The 17,897-nt window shown below is 45.2% G+C and carries 17 protein-coding genes and 3 pseudogenes; 5 read left to right on the plus strand and 15 right to left on the minus strand.

Annotation, left to right across the window (positions count from 1 at the left end; genetic code table 11):
- Positions 1-69: 69 nt before the first annotated feature.
- From MIC7113_RS28020 to MIC7113_RS28035, 4 genes are all read right to left on the minus strand, one after another.
- Positions 70-1,239, minus strand: a complete 1,170-nt coding sequence (locus tag MIC7113_RS28020) for a zinc-dependent alcohol dehydrogenase (RefSeq protein WP_015185570.1) — start codon at positions 1,237-1,239, stop codon at positions 70-72.
- An 85-nt stretch (positions 1,240-1,324) separates the two neighbouring features.
- Positions 1,325-1,744 carry a hypothetical protein gene (locus MIC7113_RS28025; RefSeq protein WP_015185571.1) on the minus strand — a complete coding sequence of 140 codons (420 nt, stop codon included), beginning with the start codon at positions 1,742-1,744 and terminating at the stop codon, positions 1,325-1,327.
- An 89-nt stretch (positions 1,745-1,833) separates the two neighbouring features.
- Positions 1,834-2,541, minus strand: coding sequence for an SRPBCC family protein (locus MIC7113_RS28030; protein WP_015185572.1), 708 nt, complete (start codon positions 2,539-2,541; stop codon positions 1,834-1,836).
- Positions 2,542-2,712: 171 nt separating this feature from the next.
- The gene (locus MIC7113_RS28035; protein WP_015185573.1) at positions 2,713-3,588 is read right to left on the minus strand and encodes an SDR family NAD(P)-dependent oxidoreductase; all 876 of its coding nucleotides are present in this window, start codon (positions 3,586-3,588) and stop codon (positions 2,713-2,715) included.
- Positions 3,589-3,744: 156 nt separating this feature from the next.
- Between MIC7113_RS28035 and MIC7113_RS28040 the strand changes: the two genes are divergently transcribed.
- The gene (locus MIC7113_RS28040; RefSeq protein ID WP_015185574.1) at positions 3,745-4,224 is read left to right on the plus strand and encodes an orange carotenoid protein N-terminal domain-containing protein; all 480 of its coding nucleotides are present in this window, start codon (positions 3,745-3,747) and stop codon (positions 4,222-4,224) included.
- Positions 4,225-4,672: 448 nt separating this feature from the next.
- Positions 4,673-4,885: a hypothetical protein gene (locus MIC7113_RS28045; RefSeq protein WP_015185575.1), complete on the plus strand. Its 213-nt coding sequence runs from the start codon at positions 4,673-4,675 to the stop codon at positions 4,883-4,885.
- Between the two features lie 262 nt (positions 4,886-5,147).
- On the opposite strand, the gene MIC7113_RS28050 is transcribed toward MIC7113_RS28045, so the two are convergent.
- The 3 genes from MIC7113_RS28050 to MIC7113_RS28060 all read right to left on the minus strand — a co-directional run bounded on the left by MIC7113_RS28050 (position 5,148) and on the right by MIC7113_RS28060 (position 8,256).
- Positions 5,148-6,242, minus strand: a complete 1,095-nt coding sequence (locus MIC7113_RS28050) for a DJ-1/PfpI/YhbO family deglycase/protease (protein WP_015185576.1) — start codon at positions 6,240-6,242, stop codon at positions 5,148-5,150.
- Positions 6,243-6,448: 206 nt separating this feature from the next.
- A complete protein-coding gene (locus tag MIC7113_RS28055) occupies positions 6,449-6,640 on the minus strand; it encodes a hypothetical protein (protein WP_015185577.1) in 192 nt (63 codons plus the stop codon).
- Between the two features lie 338 nt (positions 6,641-6,978).
- Positions 6,979-8,256 carry a membrane protein gene (locus MIC7113_RS28060; RefSeq protein WP_041781363.1) on the minus strand — a complete coding sequence of 426 codons (1,278 nt, stop codon included), beginning with the start codon at positions 8,254-8,256 and terminating at the stop codon, positions 6,979-6,981.
- Positions 8,257-8,372: 116 nt separating this feature from the next.
- On the opposite strand from MIC7113_RS28060, the gene MIC7113_RS28065 reads away from it, so the two are divergent.
- Both MIC7113_RS28065 and MIC7113_RS28070 read left to right on the plus strand, forming a co-directional pair.
- Positions 8,373-9,377 (plus strand): hypothetical protein, encoded by a 1,005-nt coding sequence (locus MIC7113_RS28065; protein ID WP_015185579.1) that lies wholly within the window; start codon positions 8,373-8,375, stop codon positions 9,375-9,377.
- Positions 9,378-9,589: 212 nt separating this feature from the next.
- Positions 9,590-10,972, plus strand: coding sequence for a CHAT domain-containing protein (locus MIC7113_RS28070; RefSeq protein ID WP_216596345.1), 1,383 nt, complete (start codon positions 9,590-9,592; stop codon positions 10,970-10,972).
- Positions 10,973-11,085: 113 nt separating this feature from the next.
- On the opposite strand, the gene MIC7113_RS28075 is transcribed toward MIC7113_RS28070, so the two are convergent.
- From MIC7113_RS28075 to MIC7113_RS28090, 4 genes and pseudogenes are all read right to left on the minus strand, one after another.
- Positions 11,086-11,421: a circadian clock KaiB family protein gene (locus MIC7113_RS28075; protein WP_015185581.1), complete on the minus strand. Its 336-nt coding sequence runs from the start codon at positions 11,419-11,421 to the stop codon at positions 11,086-11,088.
- 92 nt (positions 11,422-11,513) lie between these two features.
- Positions 11,514-13,241 carry a circadian clock protein KaiC gene (gene kaiC / locus MIC7113_RS28080; RefSeq protein WP_015185582.1) on the minus strand — a complete coding sequence of 576 codons (1,728 nt, stop codon included), beginning with the start codon at positions 13,239-13,241 and terminating at the stop codon, positions 11,514-11,516.
- Positions 13,242-13,328: 87 nt separating this feature from the next.
- Positions 13,329-13,633: pseudogene (locus MIC7113_RS39355) on the minus strand (chemotaxis protein CheB).
- A gap of 294 nt (positions 13,634-13,927) precedes the next feature.
- Positions 13,928-14,149, minus strand: coding sequence for a DUF4327 family protein (locus MIC7113_RS28090; protein WP_015185583.1), 222 nt, complete (start codon positions 14,147-14,149; stop codon positions 13,928-13,930).
- Positions 14,150-14,483: 334 nt separating this feature from the next.
- Here MIC7113_RS28090 and MIC7113_RS39115 point away from each other — a divergent pair.
- Positions 14,484-14,612, plus strand: a pseudogene (locus tag MIC7113_RS39115) (sensor histidine kinase); the annotation flags it as partial.
- A gap of 85 nt (positions 14,613-14,697) precedes the next feature.
- Here MIC7113_RS39115 and MIC7113_RS28095 read toward each other — a convergent pair.
- The 4 genes and pseudogenes from MIC7113_RS28095 to MIC7113_RS35115 all read right to left on the minus strand — a co-directional run bounded on the left by MIC7113_RS28095 (position 14,698) and on the right by MIC7113_RS35115 (position 17,400).
- Positions 14,698-15,111 carry a response regulator gene (locus tag MIC7113_RS28095; protein WP_015185584.1) on the minus strand — a complete coding sequence of 138 codons (414 nt, stop codon included), beginning with the start codon at positions 15,109-15,111 and terminating at the stop codon, positions 14,698-14,700.
- Positions 15,112-15,380: 269 nt separating this feature from the next.
- Positions 15,381-15,725: pseudogene (locus MIC7113_RS39120) on the minus strand (DEAD/DEAH box helicase); the annotation flags it as partial.
- 56 nt (positions 15,726-15,781) lie between these two features.
- Entirely contained in the window at positions 15,782-16,789 is a 1,008-nt protein-coding gene (locus MIC7113_RS28100) for a WGxxGxxG-CTERM domain-containing protein (RefSeq protein WP_015185585.1), read from the minus strand.
- 437 nt (positions 16,790-17,226) lie between these two features.
- On the minus strand, positions 17,227-17,400 hold the full coding sequence (locus MIC7113_RS35115; RefSeq protein ID WP_390464323.1) for a hypothetical protein: 174 nt from the start codon (positions 17,398-17,400) through the stop codon (positions 17,227-17,229).
- Positions 17,401-17,897: the final 497 nt, after the last annotated feature.

Below are 17,897 nucleotides of genomic sequence, written 5' to 3' on the forward strand. Positions count from 1 at the left end.
AAATAGAGTTTGCCGAAAGCCGGCTCAAGCATACAGCGATCGCCTCTTAAATTCCCTGGCCTCGACACCTCATGGTTTGAGAACAACTTTAATACAGTTGTCTTTTTTGTGTTTAAAAATCTCATAGCCTTTCGGGGCATCCTCCAAGCTCATCTTGTGGGTAATCACAAAGGAGGGGTCGATTTCGCCATTCTGAACCCGTTCCAGCAAGGGGCGCAAGTAGCGATGGACGTGTGTCTGTCCCATTTTAAAAGTCAAGCCTTTATTAAACGCTGCACCCATCGGCACTTTGTCCAAGAAGCCGCCATAAACACCAGCTAGGGACACATTTCCCCCTTTGCGACAGGCAACTAGCACTTGCCGCAGGGCGGTGGGTCGGTCTGTTTCTAGTCGCACCGCTTGCTTGGCTTTGTCGTAAAATGCCATGGCATCTGTACCGTGTGCTTCCATGCCAACCGCATCAAGGCAAGCATCAGGACCCCGGCCTCCTGTCATTTCTTTGAGTGCCTCGCCCACATCGACTTCCTCGTAGTTGAGGACTTCTGCTTTGCCTTGTTCTTTCGCCATTTGTAGACGTTCGGGAATGCGGTCAATGGCGATCACGCGATGGGCACCCAGCATATAGGCACTCTTGATGGCAAACTGTCCAACTGGCCCACAACCCCAAACCGCAACCGTATCTCCGGGTTGAATGTTGCAGTTTTCGGCTGCCATGTAACCGGTGGGGAAGATGTCGGTGAGAAAGAGTACTTGCTCATCGGCTAACCCATCGGGAATCTTCAACAGGCCAACATCGGCAAAGGGCACCCGCGCATATTCGGCCTGACCTCCGGCATAACCACCCAGCATGTGGGAGTAGCCAAATAGCCCTGCGGGCGAATGACCGTACATTTTCTCGGCAATCCAACCGTTCGGATTAGAGTTATCACACAGCGACCACAAATCCCGTTGGCAGAAGAAGCAGTTGCCACAGGAAATGGTGAAGGGAACAACCACGCGATCGCCGATTTGTACATTCTTCACCGCACTGCCGAGTTCGACAACTTCCCCCATAAACTCATGACCCAGGATGTCGCCCGACTTCATGGTTGGGATAAAACCGTCGTAAAGATGTAAATCGGAACCACAGATGGCGGTGGACGTAATTTTGATAATGGCATCACGCGGATTGAGAATTTTTGGGTCTGGTACCGTATCAACCCGTACATCATTGGCACCGTGCCAGCAAACAGCTTTCATTAAATTAATTCTCCTTAAGTAAGCGGTCAACAATGATCAGTCACTGGTCTGTCAGGAAGGATAAATAGTACTCTTTTTATTCACCTCAATCTCTTTGAACCGCATTCGCTGCATCATCTAAAACTTCTTTTGTTCCCGGATAAAGCGGTTGGTCAAGATTCAATTTTTCTTTGATATTTTCAGCTACATCTTCAAGCGTTCGCTTAGCGGCTTTTGGCGTTTTATTCAAATTTTCCCCAATTTCTTTAGTGGTTTCTGAAGCGGGTTGAGGATTTTTATTGTCTTCAAAGATTTGATTAACTTTCTCTTGCTCATTTTCTCGGAACGGACTATCTTGGCTGTTGACTTGGTATTGAGTCGCTTCCGGAGTTAAAGGTTCAGCTTGGGCTATAATCCAAGGGTTGTAGCTAAAAGCAGGAATGACTAAAAAGGCAAAAGTGACCAGAAAAATGGTAATAAATTTGGGTAATTTAAGGGTTTGTAAACTGCCAATGAGTTGATTCATTTCTGATTGTTTATAAAGGATATTGAAGCTTGAGATAACTTTACTGAAGCTATCTGTTGTGTACTTAAAACTCTCACACAATAAAAGGATTAACGTCTTCCAGAAGGCTGACCTTCAGTGGTTGCAATCTCGCCGGTTTCCATTAGCATCTTAAAGCGGCGCAGCTCATCACCAATTTGTTGTTGTGGTTCTTCCCCAAAGAGTTTAGCGAACGCATCTCCCACAACTCCACCGGGTGGGTTGTATTCGATCACAACTTTTACCTCAGTACCCCGTCCTTGGGGTGCTCTTTGAAACCGCACAAATCCTGAGTTGTCAATATCCGCACCTTCAACGGAAGCCCAAGCAATCAAGCGATTCTCTTGATCGTTAATAATTTCCGCATCCCATTCCACGCTGCCACCCATGGGGGCACTGGCAATCCAATGCGATCGGGTATTGTTAATCACACTTACATGTTTGAGATGCTTCATAAAGTAAGGCAAATTCTCAAAATTCCGCCAGAATTGATAAAGCTCCTCTGGGGATTTGTTGCTAATCGTCACAGTCTTTTCGACTTTGATACTTTGGTTCATACCGAGCGCATCTTGAATTCCGGTTTGGGCGGTTACCCCGCGATACATGAGTCCTCCACCGGCTAGAGCCGTTAGGGCACCCCTGAGAGAGCCTTGTCTCAGCCCTAAAAGCACCATGGCTCCGCCACTAATCAGCGTTGCCCAACGTTCAGCCTCACTGACGCTGCTGGTTTCATTCGATTTTGGGGGTTGATTCGGAACAATGTCTTGTCCTGATGTCATTTGTTTATGTCCTCAAGTCGTCGTGGGCGGGTTACTCTGCGTGAGCTTTGAACCCTTCAGGCTAAGAAACAAGCGCTAATTTCACTTGCAGCCTCTCTTTATTCCTGAGACACCACAAGCGCTTCAATCTCGTACTTTTTGCAGTTGCCAATACTTAATTCAAAGCTTCCACTAGTTAATGGTTTGAATGTGTTTGTTTTCTAACCCTTCTTTTGAGTGATCCAGGCGCAGTTCACCCTGCGGTTGTTGGCGCAGTGACTCTGGTGTTTGCTGACCCACAGCACCCTTGGCGATGGTGACACCGCCATCAGCCAGCCATAGCGCCCCAGTGACATAGCTGGCTTCGTCAGAGGCGAGGAAGGCACAGACATTCGCCATTTCCTCTGGTGTGCCACGTCGTCCCATCAGAGCTGCCATGACAGTCATTTCCTCCATCTCGGCATCCATGGGTCCGGTTTCTTTACGAGTCCAAGCGGTATCGATCGCACCCGGACAGAAACAGTTGGCGCGAACACCATATTTGGCTTGCTCCGCTGCTACACCCTTTATAAAAGAATGTATCCAACCTTTCGTACCACTATAGGGAGAGTTTTTCGGCACCCCATTGAAACCCGCTTCTGAGCCAGCCGCGACAATGTTGCCTTGGGTTTTTTGCAAGTGTGGCAAGGCGTATTTGGTCATCAAGAAGGCGGAACGGATGTTCATCCTGATGGTTTCGTCGAAAACCTCTAGGGGATAGTCCTGAGTTTCAGCCGTTGCCAAGAACACCCCAGCGTTATTCACCAGGACATCTAGACGCCCATATTTTTCGATCGCCGTTTGGACACAAGTTTGAGCCTCAGAGGGTTCTGAGACATCGCCTGGATATGCGATCGCTTCACCGCCGTATTGATTGATGGCTTCCACGACATCCTGAATCGGGTCATCGGGTAGTCCATTCACTACCACTTTTGCCCCTTCTTTAGCAAACTTGTATGCGATCGCTTCGCCGATGCCAGTACCCGCACCGGTGATAATCGCAACCTTTCCTTCTAATCGTCTATTCACTGTGTTTAAAACCTATTTTTTCCTGCACCATCCTTGTCACACTTTGCAATTGACCTTTCCTCTGCCTGTAGTAGGGTTACTCACGTCTATCTTTGGTAGGTTTAACCTTTGATTTGAGTTTTGTTAAGTTTCAGGGGTTGAGTTTAATAGGTATTTATGACATACGCTCCTACCAACAGCTACGACCAAGGTAAACAAGCTTTAAAAGGCTTGAATGTAGACGATCAACTCGGTTTACTGTGGGTTGTTTACACCCGGCTGGGTAGCTCGATCACGCCCGCTGCTCCCGGGGCTTCTGGCTCTGAAATTGCTCAAGGATTGTTCAATCAAGTCAAAGAACTACCTCATGAGCAACAGTTACAAGTGATGCGTGAGATTGCTTCCAATGCCAACACGGTCATTAGTCGTGAGTATGGGTCTTTAAGCCCTGAAACCAAATTGGCATTTTGGTACTTTTTAGCCAAAGGCATGGAAAATGGAACTATTATTCCTATGCCTGATGACTATGAACTTCCTCCACAAGGACAAAGCTTGTTAGGGCAAATTGAGTCCATGGAATTTAACCAGCAAATTGATTTCTTACGGGGTGCCGTATTACCCATGGGCGCTGAAGCCAAAGGTGGTGCTGAAATCTAAACTGGGCCAGTTTCTTAGGCAATTGACACAGAATAAAAGAATTAACAGAACAATATTTTCAGGTAACACTGATACCGTTTGTTATCCTCTAAGGATTCAAAATGTGAATTCCTAATGTGGCTGACTAATACCGACCTCTAAAGTCCAACTGATTTGGCTTTAGAGGTTATTTTTATGGTTCAAAAATCACTAGATTATTCTATTGATACGTGGCCATTTCCAGTCCTCCACTTCTTTACTCCTCTTTATGCTTCTTGAAAGGCTGGAGATAAATTGCCAGTCTACTTCTCCTTACTGCGAAGGATGTGATTTTTTACACATCCCTCTTGGTACAGATTTACCCTAGAGATTTATAAATAAATATGTCAGGATTGCTTAAAGCAGAAGTTTTGCTTCATCAGGGTATCCAGCAAACAAGTGAATAATCCCAGAATAAGGATTGAAGATAATGAAAGGACTGATTATTATTGTTGTATTTTTTTATTTCCTGATAGCTCAGCGATTATTCAAAGTTTGGCTCAAGTTTTTTCACCGAGATACCAGTATGTCGCCGGGAGAGAAGCAACTATCCTGGGTCGTTTTAATTGTAGGGACTTTGTTGTGGCCAATTGTGCTGCCTAATGCTTATCTGGCACTTTTAGAAAAGAAACTGGAGAGTTAAGAGTCGTTGCTGATAGTTTAATTAATCGATACAGGCTGGATATCCTCTAAAAAGCTACAAAAAACTAATCTTGAGTTTTGACTGGTTTATCTATTCAAAACTAGGGTGTTATATTTTCAGGCATGGGATGCAAGAGAACACCCGAAAGAAAACGCTGTTCGTTCCGGTGAACAGCGCTTCGTTTCAATCAATCAATGAATATTCCCTGATGGCGGATAGAGTAATAAAATTTTCCATCAGCCATGTTTGTTGCTTGTTAAGTTTAACTGGTGACAGCCGCACCCGTTGTTGGCCTAGCCGGTTGAGCGGATTGGGTACCAATTTTGGCGTGATAAAGTTGAGCTAAACGCTGCTCATACTGAGCCAAGTCAGCCTCAATCTCTGCAAAGATAGCTGTTGAATGGGGGTCAGTATATTGTTTACGGAGGTTGTAGGAATCAACCACACCTGTTTGGATGTCGCCTAATGTGCGTCGCAAGATAGCCATGTCATCCGTGGAGTGTAACGCGTCTTGAATGCTGGCATAGATATCAGCCGCAGAGGCAGAAATCGACTGAGATGCATCCAAATCACTCAGGCGTTTTTCTAGTATTTGGATATGACGCTGCTTGTTTTCGATCATCTCATGCAGAAGCGATCGCAATTGGCTATCAGCCGTTTTCTCGGCATACAATTCAAACGCTTTTCGAGTATAGCGTTCCCCTGTGAGTGCCGTATTGAGAGCATCAACGATTTCACTTTTATGATTACCGCCCCACTCTTGGGCTAACTGCCACCATTGAGCACTCGCATCACTTTCATCCGGCATGGCTTGTTCAGGAATGCCCAGCCCTAAGCGAGTTAGGATTGCTGTTGTAAAAATGGCTAAGTCGCCCGGTTGCCGTGAAGTAATTAAGTTTCCATCTACTACCAACGGTTCATCCAGGTAGTTAGCACCAGCATTGATCATATCCTTGCGAATTGAGACAAAGCCAGTGGCATTTTTGCCCTTGAGTAAATCGCCTTCAATGAGCATCTGGGGACCATGACAAACAGCGGCAACCAACTTACGTAGTTCCATCGCTTTTTGGATAAACTTCACAGCGTTGGGGTTGTTACGCATGGTATCAGGAGCCATGCCACCAGGAATCACGACAGCATCAAAGTCTTCAGGACGGGCTTCTGTTACCGTCCCATCAGGTTTAATCGAGACTTGTCCTTGCTTCCCTTCGTATTTTTCATTCATTCTGGAACCCAATACAACGACTTGTGCCCCAGCTTGCTGTAAAGCTTTGTAAGGGATTTGAAACTCACAATCTTCAAAGTTTTGATCGATCAGAATCGCCACTCGTCTTTCAGGGAGATTTGTTATGTCCATTTGATTTCCTTTTGGTTTATTTTTATAATTATTGTTGTCAATAAAAGCGAATTCTTGAAACGTGAAAGTCAGTAAGGAACGTAATTTTTAGGTTATGTAGTTCTTAAGCTTTTTGCCTCACTCAGAAGAAAGAGATTAGTTTTAAGGAAACTCTACTTGTAGGGTGCGTTGCAATGCACCCTACACGGCTGTTTTAGGGTTGCCCTTTAGCAGTGAATTAATTCACGGGACTGTTGCTTGACTCGACCATAGGTAGTGGCTTGTTGCAGTCGAGTTAAAGCTTCAATATCATCTAGGTCGTACCGAACCGCAAACATTTGTCGCAGTTGCTCTTCGGTTTCTACGGTTAGATATCCGGATTGAAGCACCTGATAAACAATCTCACGAATCGTAGACATGACGCCTGTTCTCGTTATGTTCTCTTCTTTCTATTTAGTATCAAGTCTTGGCGGGAAAGAAGCTGTGATTCTCTAGATTGAGGGAGGTGATAGTCGTAATGAGTTCTAAGTGACTGAAGGATTTTTCTGGAGTGATTCAAATCACTAATGGATTGATATCAGTCCAGCAAGCCTTTCAATAACTTTATCTTTCGTTGGTAAAGAGAATAATACCTTAATTTTAAATCTAGCAGAAAAGACCGATTCAGTAAACTTTTTGGATGTGAAAACGTCTCAAAACTTACCTGACCGTGATAACGACCCATTCCGCATAAAAATGTAGTGATATTAACCTGAGTCTAAGCGACCCATATATGCTGGGAAAATCGCAATGCAAAGTTGACCAGTGCGATCGCAAAAAAGACCATTGTGGCGTATCCCCAACGAGGATAGCGTTCGAGTAGCACACCCAGCGCGATCGACAGTGAAACGATACCATACGCGTAACGCTGAGCAGACGCTGCACCGCCAGAAGCCATGATTAATGCTAGGGAGGAAAAGCCATAGGTGAGGACGATGAGTTCCAGTTGAGAGCGTAAGTGCCATAACAGGTAAGCACCACCGAAGACTGAAACAAAAAGAATCAACGCATCACCATCGAGCAGCCATAATCCAAACCAGATAGTGCAAGCGCCATAAAAAACGATGGTAGAACTCAACGTTTTGCGAAAGCGCCACAGGAAATAGGCGCTCACCATAATGATCAAAAAGAGTAACGGATGCCAGGGTTCTACAATCCAGCGCTGCTCTAAATTGGTCATGCCAATCATCATTCTAATCAAGTCTCTACGCCAATCTTTCCAATTAATTCCCACAGTGTCTCGCCATGCTTGTTGAGCATGAACGAAGGCTAAGGGGTCTCCAAAATGAACCCCGCAATACAAGATAAATAGAAGCAGTCCGCTGAGTGCAAACACACTGGTTATGTAGGCTTGTATCGGACGACATTCTCTCCATGCCACAATCACAAACGTGGGAATTAGCGCTGCCGCCGTGACGCGGGATGCTGTGGCGATCGCACCCCACAGAGTTGCCCAGGTATAATGCTGCTGTTCAAAAGCTCTTAAAGCAGCGGTACTGAACAACAGAAACAGGCCTTCGGTGTAAACCACACTCCCAAAAAAAGACATCGGACACCAAGCTAAGACTCCAGTTACCCACCGAGCAATGCTTTTACCATGGTGCTCCTCAACCCAACGGTAAAGAACCACCAAAGCACCCAAGAAAGCGAGATTATTGACGAGGGTACCTGCGGCGTCGAAGGGTAACCCCAACATCATCACGGCACGGGCGAGCATGGGAAAGAGAGGAAAAAATACAATGTTGTACTTTTCCTGGGCATCACTACCGTATTCATAACCCCCCGTGGCAATTGTCTCGTACCTGGGACTGTCCGAGTAAGAGAAGACACTCCAATCAGCCGTAGGCACAATACCTCCCGGTGGAGCCGGTAGCGAGGGGGCAATCACTAACATTGTTACAGCAATCACCAATCGACTAAGTAGCCACATGAGAAAGCCAAAAAAGAGAGCATCCCCCCATAACAGTTGACGATGGCTGAGCTGACTTCTAGACATAGGCTTGATTTTTACCCAACAAGTCAGGATTTTTGGCTGATGATCAAGTAAATATCCAATCGTTGCCATATTCTTGAAGGATAATACTAGGACGCCAGAAAAACTTTTAAATATTTATGATTGACTCTTTAGCTGTATTCCCTCCAGCTATAGTTTTTCAAATTAGTGATAGCGATGCTCAACTGTCGCCATTCCCTATTCCCCAGGAAACGTCTCTACCCAGCCCCCTGATTCATCCGGATCAATCGCCTGTTCCTACAACTGATATTCAAGATTTACAGTCTATATCTGCGGCACTAGCTCAGTCGATTATTGGAACCTCGCTCATCGCTCAATCTCTAGTTCAAGGGGGTACTAAACCTCGGTTAGATACAGAACCCTCTAGACCTGATGAACAGCCGTTTGTACCCCAAAATTTACCGTTGGAATCTGTGCAACCTAATACTCGTAAAGCGGCTTCATCTCCTGGTATTTCTATCCTCACTCCTTCAGCTTATGGACAATCCTGGGGCAGTGCTTCTATCGGTGTGGGATTACAATCTCGGACTCGCTTTACCAGAACATCAGATGGAGTAGTGGGAATTGGCTTGGGTTTGGGAGATGCCCAAAAAACTGTGGGGTTAGATCTCGGTTTGACCTTTGTAGATTTGATCGGAAATACGGCTCAAGATGGTAGTGTTAGCCTCAAGTTACATCGCCGTCTTCCTGAAGATTTTGCTGTGGCTGTGGGGGTCAAGAATCTGATTCGATTTGGTGCCACGGATAGTGGGACTGGGTATTATGGGGTTGTGACTAAAAGGTTTATTTTGCAAGAGGATGTACAACAGCCGTTTAGCCAAATTTTTGTTTCTGCTGGTGTGGGCAGTGGGCAATTTCGTTCAGAATTAGATATTAACGAGGATCGCACTTCTGTTGGGGTTTTTGGTAGTGTAGCAGTACGAGTGGCTGAACCGATCAGTGCGATCGCAGAATGGTCAGGTCAAGATTTAACCCTCGGATTATCTATTGCTCCTTTTCGCGATGTTCCCTTAGTGGTTACCCCAGCCATAACGGATATTACAGGGAAGGCAGGGGATGGTAGTCGATTTATTTTGGGTATTGGTTATGGGATTTCTTTTTGATTAGTGATGACTGGCTTTATTGCAAGTTTTGGATTAAAGAGAAATCTTGTTCAGCGTCAACTCTAATTTTACTAGAGCTAGTTTTTATGAAGTCCGCTCGTTCTCTGCTCATTATTTTTTCATTAGTTTTGTTTTTGGTAATTTCCCTAAAATCGGTTCAGGCTCAAACTGGCAATCAATCGGATACAACAGGCCCCGATCCTCAAGAATTTATGAACCAATCGGATACTACGGGGAATGATCCGCAAGAAATCCTTATTCCCATTAATAAGGATAATAACAATAACAACAACAATAATAATAGCTCTGCAAATAATAGAGAAGTAAAAATTGACCGCAAAACCTTTGATAGCAACTTTGAAGCTGCTGGAATTAACGAAGCCCTTAATCTTTTTGAAGAAGCGCAAACTGTAGAATTTGGGCAACATCTCGGCATCAACTTCTTCGGCGAGGTCGCTACGGCTCAAGAAATTTCTCAAATTTTAGATGATCTTCATCGCCAAAGAGGTAAAAAATCTGCCGTCCTTTATGTGGTTTCTCTCAAAGATCAACTGCAACTTATATTAATTCTTGCTAACAATCCACCTATTCGTACAATTATCCCAGAAGCAAACAGTGAGCTGCTGAGAAAAACAGCGCAAGAATTCCGTTCCGAAGTCACCAATCGTGACAAATTGAATGGATATAAATATTCTGCCCAAAAACTCTATCAGTGGATTATTGCTCCTTTGGAATCCACACTAGAAACGAATAATATAGATGCTTTAATTTTGTCCATGGATTCTGGCTTACGCTCTATCCCCGTAGCTGCTCTTTATGATGGTAGACAGTTTCTCATTGAAAAGTATAGTGTCTCGATTATTCCTAGTTTTAGCCTAACCGATACTCGCTATTTTCCTATTTTAAATAAGTCAATGTTGGCAGTCGGAATATCAAAAAGCACACAAGGAAAGGCTCCCTTACCTGCTGTAGCAACAGAAGTCTCACTTTTGACTAACAATCTTTGGTCGGGTCAAAAATTGTTGAATGAACAATCAACAATTGATAACTTCCAAGCTTTGAGTAATCAAGACCGCTTTGGAATTATCCATATTGCAACCCATGCAGAATTTAAACCCGGAGCAATTCATAACTCTTATATTCAGTTTTGGAATGCCAAACTCAGGTTCGATGAATTACGGGAATTATCGCAGAAATTGCAATGGCAGCAAGACCCAAAAGTAGAGTTGATGGTGTTGAGCGCGTGTAGAACAGCCTTAGGAGATAAGGAAGCTGAATTAGGATTTGCGGGTTTAACGATTCAAACGGGTGTAAAAACGGCATTGGGTAGCCTTTGGTATGTCAGTGATGAAGGCTCTTTAGCACTAATGACTAAGTTTTATGAGCAGTTAAAGACTGCACCGATAAAAAGTGAAGCCCTGCAACAGGCTCAATTAGCTATGATTAAAGGGCAAGTGCGACTTGAAGAACAACAGTTACAACTTGATGAGGAAAAGCTGTTACCCCTTTCCTCCGAGCTTGGAGTTCGTCAGAATATTAACCTATCTCATCCTTACTATTGGTCTGCTTTTACCATGATTGGTAATTGGAACTAATTTTAGAAAAAAGGTATTTAAACCTTGAGAGATGAGTAGCTCCCTGATAAACTCAGTTTTCTGAGTAGGAGTATAATGACACAAAAGCTGATTGCAATGTCTTTCCCCATCATTTATGTTTCCTTCTTTGAAGGATTTGTCCATCCCTCTATTTTTTGAACATTAAAACCTAGCAAAAGTTTCTCTTCGTTTGATAAATCTCCAATGATTTTCTTGATGGGTTCAGGAAGTTTTCGTACCAATGTGGGAAGAGCAACAATTTGGTCTTGTTTAGCCAGCTTGGGATTTTCCATAAGGTCAATCACTTCAATTCGATATTGACCGTGAAGGTATTCTTCACAGATTTTTTTAAGGTTAGAAAACGCCTTAATCGATTTAGGGGTTTGTCCAGCTACATACAGCCGTAATTCCCAAATTTCTGCTTCTATCTGCTCGCTATTCTCTTGCATTCCCCTGCTGTCCTCCTTGAACGCTTTTCCGGATGAGTGTGAGGTCAGTTACACTCAGATAAAATTTTCATGTTTGCTGTCCCCTTCTCGCTTTAACGAAAAAGATCGTCAGCCTGATCGGCTTTACGCAGTTGCGCGATGGTTGTTCGGTCTTGGAGTGAAAGGTTCTGCTGCACTTCCTCTTGCTGAATCATCACTTCCAACTCTTCTGCCTCTGTCTCAATCTGAGCCTGCAAAGCGGCAATCTGAGATTGGGCGATCGCTTTCTTTCGTTCCAACTCACGTCGCTTCCGTTCAAACTCCTGTTGACGATTCAAGCTAGCGGCTTTTTCTTTGGCCTCTTGAATCGCTCGTGCAGCACCTGTTAGTACCTTTTCTGAGCCTAAATAAACATCAAACAACTCTATTCCCTGCGGAGTCAAGCGAAACTCACGCATCTGATTCGAGTGTTCCATCCCGCGCGATTTGAGAACAAACAACACTCGATTGCGCTCCCCATTCCCTTCTTGAATACGCACCTCCAGCCAGGTATCCATTAAGGATGAAACTCCCATGTCTGTATGCTCAAGGGCACTACCTCCCGGAGTTAAATTAGTAAACAGAACCGTAATTTGCTGAGATTTGAGAAAATCAATCAGGCGGAAAAGAAAGCCTTTGGCTTGTGTCATGTTACCCCCCAGATGTAGATTACTCATTGGGTCAATAATCACGACAGAAGGTTGAAGCTCGCTGATCCAACGGTGGATTTTCGCCAGGTGCAGTTCTAAACCATAAGCCGTAGGGCGTGTCGCTTGGAAGCGCAGGAGTCCTTGGTTGAGGAATGGCTCCAAATCCAGACCAATCGAGCTCATATTCCGCAGAATCTGTTGCGGCGCTTCCTCGAACGCTAAATAAAGGCAGCGTTCCCCCCGTTGGCAAGTTGCTTGGGCAAAATGAGCGGCAAGGGTGCTTTTGCCAGTTCCAGCCGTACCTGTGATCAGAATACTGCTCCCTCGGAAATATCCTTTCCCCCCCAGCATGGTGTCGAGGCGCTCAATGCCGGTTGAGATCCGTTCTGTGGATATGTCATGATCTAATCCCACCGAGGTAATGGGTAAAACGGAAATCCCGTTTTGATCAATTAAAAATGGATATTCATTCGAGCTGTGAGCTGAACCTCGATACTTGACAATTTGCAAGCGTCGGGTTGACACTTCGTCCTGGATACGCTGCTCCAACCGGATCACACAATCAGACACATATTCCTCTAAGCCATGACGGGTGAGGGAGTTCTCGCCCTTTTCCCCCGTGATGATTGCTGTCACGCCTTTGGTTTTCAGCCAGCGAAACAACCGCCGTAGTTCTGCCCGCACAAGGGAGGCGTTGGATAGACCGGCAAACAGGACTTCAATGGTATCTAAAACCACACGTTTGGCTTTGATGGTATCAATGGCATAGCCCAGGCGAATGAATAAAGCTTCAAGATTATATTCGCCGGTTTCTTCAATCTCGTTTGGGTCAATGTGAACGTAGTCAATGGAAATTTTTTCTTCAGCCGTAAGCTGCTCTAAATCCCAACCCAAGGAAGCAACATTTTGGGTTAGTTCTTCCGCCGTTTCTTCAAACGCCATGAACACACCTGGTTCATCATACTCAAGTGCGCCGCGGATCAGAAATTCCATTCCCATTAAAGTCTTGCCACAACCGGCTGTGCCACAAACGAGCGTTGGACGCCCAAGGGGCAATCCACCAGCCGTGATTTCGTCCAAGCCTTGAATTCCGGTTGGGCATTTGAGTAGCTGATTTTTATACAACGTTGTTGCCGTATTAAGTTGAGCCATCGTCACCGAATTGTTAATAGAAATGAATCGAAACAGAATTTTATATACTCATCGTTGCATCATTCTTGTGGGATGACTCAAGGCTGTTTAGGGGGTTACATTTGACATCACTAGGTTGACGAGGGTAGAGGCGATCGCACTGCTGGGCAGGACAAAATCAACCTTTCCCGTTTGGATCGTAGCAGATGGCATTTGGAAGAACTCGGAGGTGCTTTCATCCTGAGCAATCACCTTACCCCCATTTTATGAATGGCCTGCGCCCCCAACGCTCCATCCTTACCCTCACCCGTGAGAATAACCGCGATCGTACGCTCTTTGAAACTAGCGGCTACTGACTGCAACAGCAAGTCAACGGAGGGAGGGGAAAAGTCTACAAAAGCCACCTCAGACAAGGAAAATGTCCCGTTCGGATTGATCAGCAGGTGTTTCTGAGCAGGAGCGATAGCGAAAGCTTAGAGGCTTTATCTCAGCGTTATCAGATCATCAAGTTGAGAATCTCAAATAAGGGCAAGATTGGAGCGAGGCAAGCGAAAGGCGATCGTTTTCGGGACATGATGTACTAAAGACGCAGGTTGATGATTATTCTTATCACGAATTGATGGGCGATCGCCTCTTGTATTTTTGCCAAATTAGCTGCACCCTCCCTATTTACCCATAGGCAATCTCGTCTTCTTTTCACCTAACCTTTAATCGTTGCGCCATTCTTCCTCGCCGATTAAATCGGCAATCCGATCTCTGAGCAGAAAAGCGTGCTCTTCTAACTCAAACTCAACACTAGCCCATTTATTGGTTGGAATATACTTGCAAAGAACATATAAGCATTGTTGACGACTAATCAAATTCCTGTCCACAAGGCGACGGGCTTGTTTTTGGATCACATCTATAGAATACCGGGATGACTGAATCATAATGGCTTCTCTTCAATGAGCTAGCAAAAGTCAGGATAACCCCTAGGGCTTTGGGATAACTTCAGCCCCAGGAATGGATATAAAATCCCCGTAAATCTGTATCTAGAAATACCATTCACCAATTATTTTGTGTTACATTATACATTTTGCTCAATCCTGGCTGAACATTACCAACCGTTCCGGTTGAGCAGAGGTTCTCTTAGGCGGGAAGTCCTAATCATGGACAATGGGTAATCTATTACCTATTACCTATTACCTATTACCTTGCTACTTTTGCTAATTATTCTTCAGAAAAAGGCTTAATGTAAAGAATGCTGAAGTTCGAGAAAACTTGCCGACGTTGGAACATATTGAGCGAGTAGTACGCAATGGCAGACAATTACTTCGCCTGATTAACGATTCCTTGGAAATCTCCCGGTATTCGGCAGGGAAGATGAAACTGCAACTCGCGCCCACAGATGTACCAAAACACTTGAAGCGGTGACTTGACTTTTGCCTAAGCCAAATTTCTTCTTATAAAGAATATTTATAATCGGCAATGATTGAAATTATTGATTAGAATTCATCATTTCTTTAAGCCGCAAAGAAGATTTGATTCTTGCCATTAATTCATCATATTCAATGGGCTTACGGATGAAGTCATTGGCTCCCAACTCTAATCCTTGAGCTGCATTAGCATCTAGATAGGCTGTAATCAGTAGAATAGGCATGAACGGGAGATTTTTATTTTGCCGAATCCGCCGAGTGGTTTCATAGCCATTCATTCCTGGCATCATGGCATCCATTAAGACGATATCGGGGGGCGTGGCTTCGATTTTGGCTAACGCTGATTTACCATTTTTAGCAACATCAACCTCAAATCCCTCTTCCGTCAAAATTGTTTGAAGAAGAAACAGATTATCCTCTACATCATCCACAACCAGTATACGTTTAGCTTGGCTCTTAGCTTGAAGCGGAGACATAAAAAAAGCCTTTTTCCAGGTAGAAATATTTGAATAAATAATCAGCAACCCTATCCCCGTATATGATTGCTATTTCTGGGCTGGCTTACGTCATACCTTCAGTAGATATTTCAAGGCTTAAGTTGGATGCTTTTAGACATGGTTTGGCTTGCTTTAGTCTGTCGGTTTGAGTAGACCGCGCCGTCTCACAAAGTCAACTCCAAGAGTCTTGTAACCCACCTCATCGAATAGGATGACCATCTTATCCCCTTCGTAGCGCATGATTAGTCCTTGGCCCCAGGAGGAGTGGCAACGTAGACAATACCCGGTTTCTTGGCACGAACAGCCCATTTCAGTAGGACTTGTTGCTTTTGGGCTTCATCCTCAAACCGCTTAACACCCAGCCAGATATTCGGGCGATCGAATCCCTGTACGATGACTTGGGGGTCACGCATCCCTAACCGTTCAATGATGTCCTCGCGCACGGCGGGTGATGCCGTAGCCGTTAGCGCCAATATCCTGGGATGCCCCAGTGCTTCGATTACAGCCCCCAGCCTGAGGTAATCGGGTCGGAAATCGTGACCCCACTCACTAATGCAGTGAGCTTCGTCAACGACAAAGAGCGAGGGTTGGGAATTTTACAAGCGCTCCATAGATAGACCTGCCATTCCTCTCGACACTGACCCTACGGTTATCTCGGTGTAACGGTTTCTTCTTCGGGCTTACGGAACAAATTGGCTAAGCCAATTAGACCCAGCAAACCTAGCCAACCCCAACTAGAGTTGCGCTCTCGGCTAGCAGGGCTAACGCCTTGGTAAGAGTTTGTACCTGAAGTCGTATCACTAGGGGCTGTGGTGGTACCGGAAGTCGTACCACTAGGGGCTGTAGTTGTACCGGAAGTCGTGCCACTAGGGGCTGTGGTGGTACCTGAAAGCGAGTCGCCAGGAGCTGTGCTGGTACCAGCAGGTGAGCCATCTGGAGCCGTTGTAGTGCCGGAAGTCGTACTACCAGGAGATAGAGTTGTGCCGGAAGTGGTGCTGCCTGTGCCAGCCCCCGTGCCGGAAGTGGTGCCACCCGTACTCGTACCTGTACCAAAAGTAGTGCTGCCTGTGCCTGTGCCTGTGCCTGTACTCGTGCCTGTGCCCGTGCCTGTGCCTGTGCCTATGCCAGTACCGGAATTCGTGCTGCCTGTGCCTACGCCTGTACTAGTGCCCGTGCCACCCGTACCAGAAGTAGTATCACCTAAACCACTGTCTGTACTAGTGCCCGTGCCACCAGTGCCAGAAGTAGTACCACTTAAACCCCTGCCTGTGCCTGTGCCCGTACTAGTGTCCGTACCGGAAGTTGTGCCTCCTGCTCCAGTACCTGTGCCTGTGCCTGTACTCGTGCCTGTCCCGAAAGTTGTACTACCTGTGCCCACACCTGTAGCTGTGCCCGTGCCAGAAGTCGTACCGCCTAAACCACTGCCTGTGCCTGTACTGGTGCCCGTGCCCGTGCCAGGAGTTGTGCCTGCTGCTCCAGTACTTGTGCCCGTGCCCGTGCCAGAAGTTGTGCCTGCTGCTCCAGTACCTGTGCCGGAAGTCGAACCACTCGAACCCCCACTAGTTTGGGCAGAAGTAGATCCCGTTAAGGGCATAGCGGTTAAACCAATGGCCAAGGCACCAGCCCAAGCCAGTTTGGATACATCAAAAGATTTCATAGTTATGGTTGCTTTTATTTTCTAAATGTTTTGAGATATCTGACAAAAAAAGGTATTTACACCTGACTGAGCTGCTGAATTGAGAAGAGCTCTTTGACAAACACGCAGTACCCCTTTAGGTTAGGGAAACCGATGTTGAAATTTGCTCGGCAGTGCTAGGGACTTAAGGAGTGGTTATGCTTCTCAATGTCGAACACTCTTAAGAAGCATAAAAGCTTCTGTTTCTCTCAACTTCTACCAAAGGAATAAACCTGCCTGTACCTAAGGAATTGTCTAGGTTAAGTGACGCTGTAATCAGGAATACAACTTCATCAAACCGTTACGTTCTAGTACAGGATATTTGCCCTGCATCCATCCGCTCTAAGGCCTATAGACATAGACTATCGATAGGTTGCTGACGGCTAAATAATCTTTTAACTCCAGTAACGTACTTCAGGTTATCGGAGAGCGAAAAACTCTTCGGCAACGGAAGAGTGAATGCCAATCGTTGCATCGAATTCTTTCTTGGTTACGCCCAAGCGGACAGCGAGCGCCAGACATTGAATAATCTCTATTGCCCCTTCACCTACCATGTGAACACCTAGTGCAGCGCGGCAGAAATAACCCACCACTGAAAATAAGTTATGTTAAATTAATTTATAATTCATTATAATATTAGCTCCAAGTAGCTCCTAACCATCATCTGAATAAAATGGCTTATCTGTAACAATAAGCATAGATTTTTTTATGAGAAAACTAGAAATTTTATATCAATCATGGGCTGATGCACCTGGTTTAATTAGGCTACGAGAAGAACGGGTACTCTTGAAGCGCGATAGACAAGCTTCCAGATGGGGGCAGTCTTCACATTGAAGCTCTTTTCCTGGATTGGAACATCCACAGGGCGGATTTAAGAAACACTCTTTAGGGTGCTTGGGTGTATCCCTATCTCTGAGTACAATGCTTAAAGCTGTTTCTCGCCAAAAAATAACTAAAGCCTGATAAAGCATACGGTTTTTATTACTACCTCCTTAGTTCATACTGAGTAAAGATTCACCATTAATTGAAGAGAATCCCCAGCCTCAGATCATCTCAGTTGTATAATTGATGTTTGCCAATTATTCAGTGT

Origin of the sequence: Allocoleopsis franciscana PCC 7113 (genome assembly GCF_000317515.1) — a bacterium.
Lineage (GTDB): Bacteria > Cyanobacteriota > Cyanobacteriia > Cyanobacteriales > Coleofasciculaceae > Allocoleopsis > Allocoleopsis franciscana.

Excerpts from the sequence above, each read along its gene's own strand:
- MIC7113_RS28040 (WP_015185574.1), top strand. The coding sequence starts at position 3,745 with ATGACATACGCTCCTACCAACAGCTACGACCAAGGTAAACAAGCTTTA.
- MIC7113_RS28090 (WP_015185583.1), bottom strand. The coding sequence starts at position 14,149 with ATGATTCAGTCATCCCGGTATTCTATAGATGTGATCCAAAAACAAGCC.
- MIC7113_RS28055 (WP_015185577.1), bottom strand. The coding sequence starts at position 6,640 with ATGTCTACGATTCGTGAGATTGTTTATCAGGTGCTTCAATCCGGATAT.
- MIC7113_RS28095 (WP_015185584.1), bottom strand. The coding sequence starts at position 15,111 with ATGTCTCCGCTTCAAGCTAAGAGCCAAGCTAAACGTATACTGGTTGTG.
- MIC7113_RS28045 (WP_015185575.1), top strand. The coding sequence starts at position 4,673 with ATGAAAGGACTGATTATTATTGTTGTATTTTTTTATTTCCTGATAGCT.
- MIC7113_RS28030 (WP_015185572.1), bottom strand. The coding sequence starts at position 2,541 with ATGACATCAGGACAAGACATTGTTCCGAATCAACCCCCAAAATCGAAT.
- MIC7113_RS28050 (WP_015185576.1), bottom strand. The coding sequence starts at position 6,242 with ATGGACATAACAAATCTCCCTGAAAGACGAGTGGCGATTCTGATCGAT.
- MIC7113_RS28025 (WP_015185571.1), bottom strand. The coding sequence starts at position 1,744 with ATGAATCAACTCATTGGCAGTTTACAAACCCTTAAATTACCCAAATTT.
- kaiC (WP_015185582.1), bottom strand. The coding sequence starts at position 13,241 with ATGGCTCAACTTAATACGGCAACAACGTTGTATAAAAATCAGCTACTC.
- MIC7113_RS28060 (WP_041781363.1), bottom strand. The coding sequence starts at position 8,256 with ATGTCTAGAAGTCAGCTCAGCCATCGTCAACTGTTATGGGGGGATGCT.
- MIC7113_RS28065 (WP_015185579.1), top strand. The coding sequence starts at position 8,373 with ATGATTGACTCTTTAGCTGTATTCCCTCCAGCTATAGTTTTTCAAATT.
- MIC7113_RS28100 (WP_015185585.1), bottom strand. The coding sequence starts at position 16,789 with ATGAAATCTTTTGATGTATCCAAACTGGCTTGGGCTGGTGCCTTGGCC.
- MIC7113_RS28075 (WP_015185581.1), bottom strand. The coding sequence starts at position 11,421 with ATGCAAGAGAATAGCGAGCAGATAGAAGCAGAAATTTGGGAATTACGG.
- MIC7113_RS28020 (WP_015185570.1), bottom strand. The coding sequence starts at position 1,239 with ATGAAAGCTGTTTGCTGGCACGGTGCCAATGATGTACGGGTTGATACG.
- MIC7113_RS28070 (WP_216596345.1), top strand. The coding sequence starts at position 9,590 with ATGAACCAATCGGATACTACGGGGAATGATCCGCAAGAAATCCTTATT.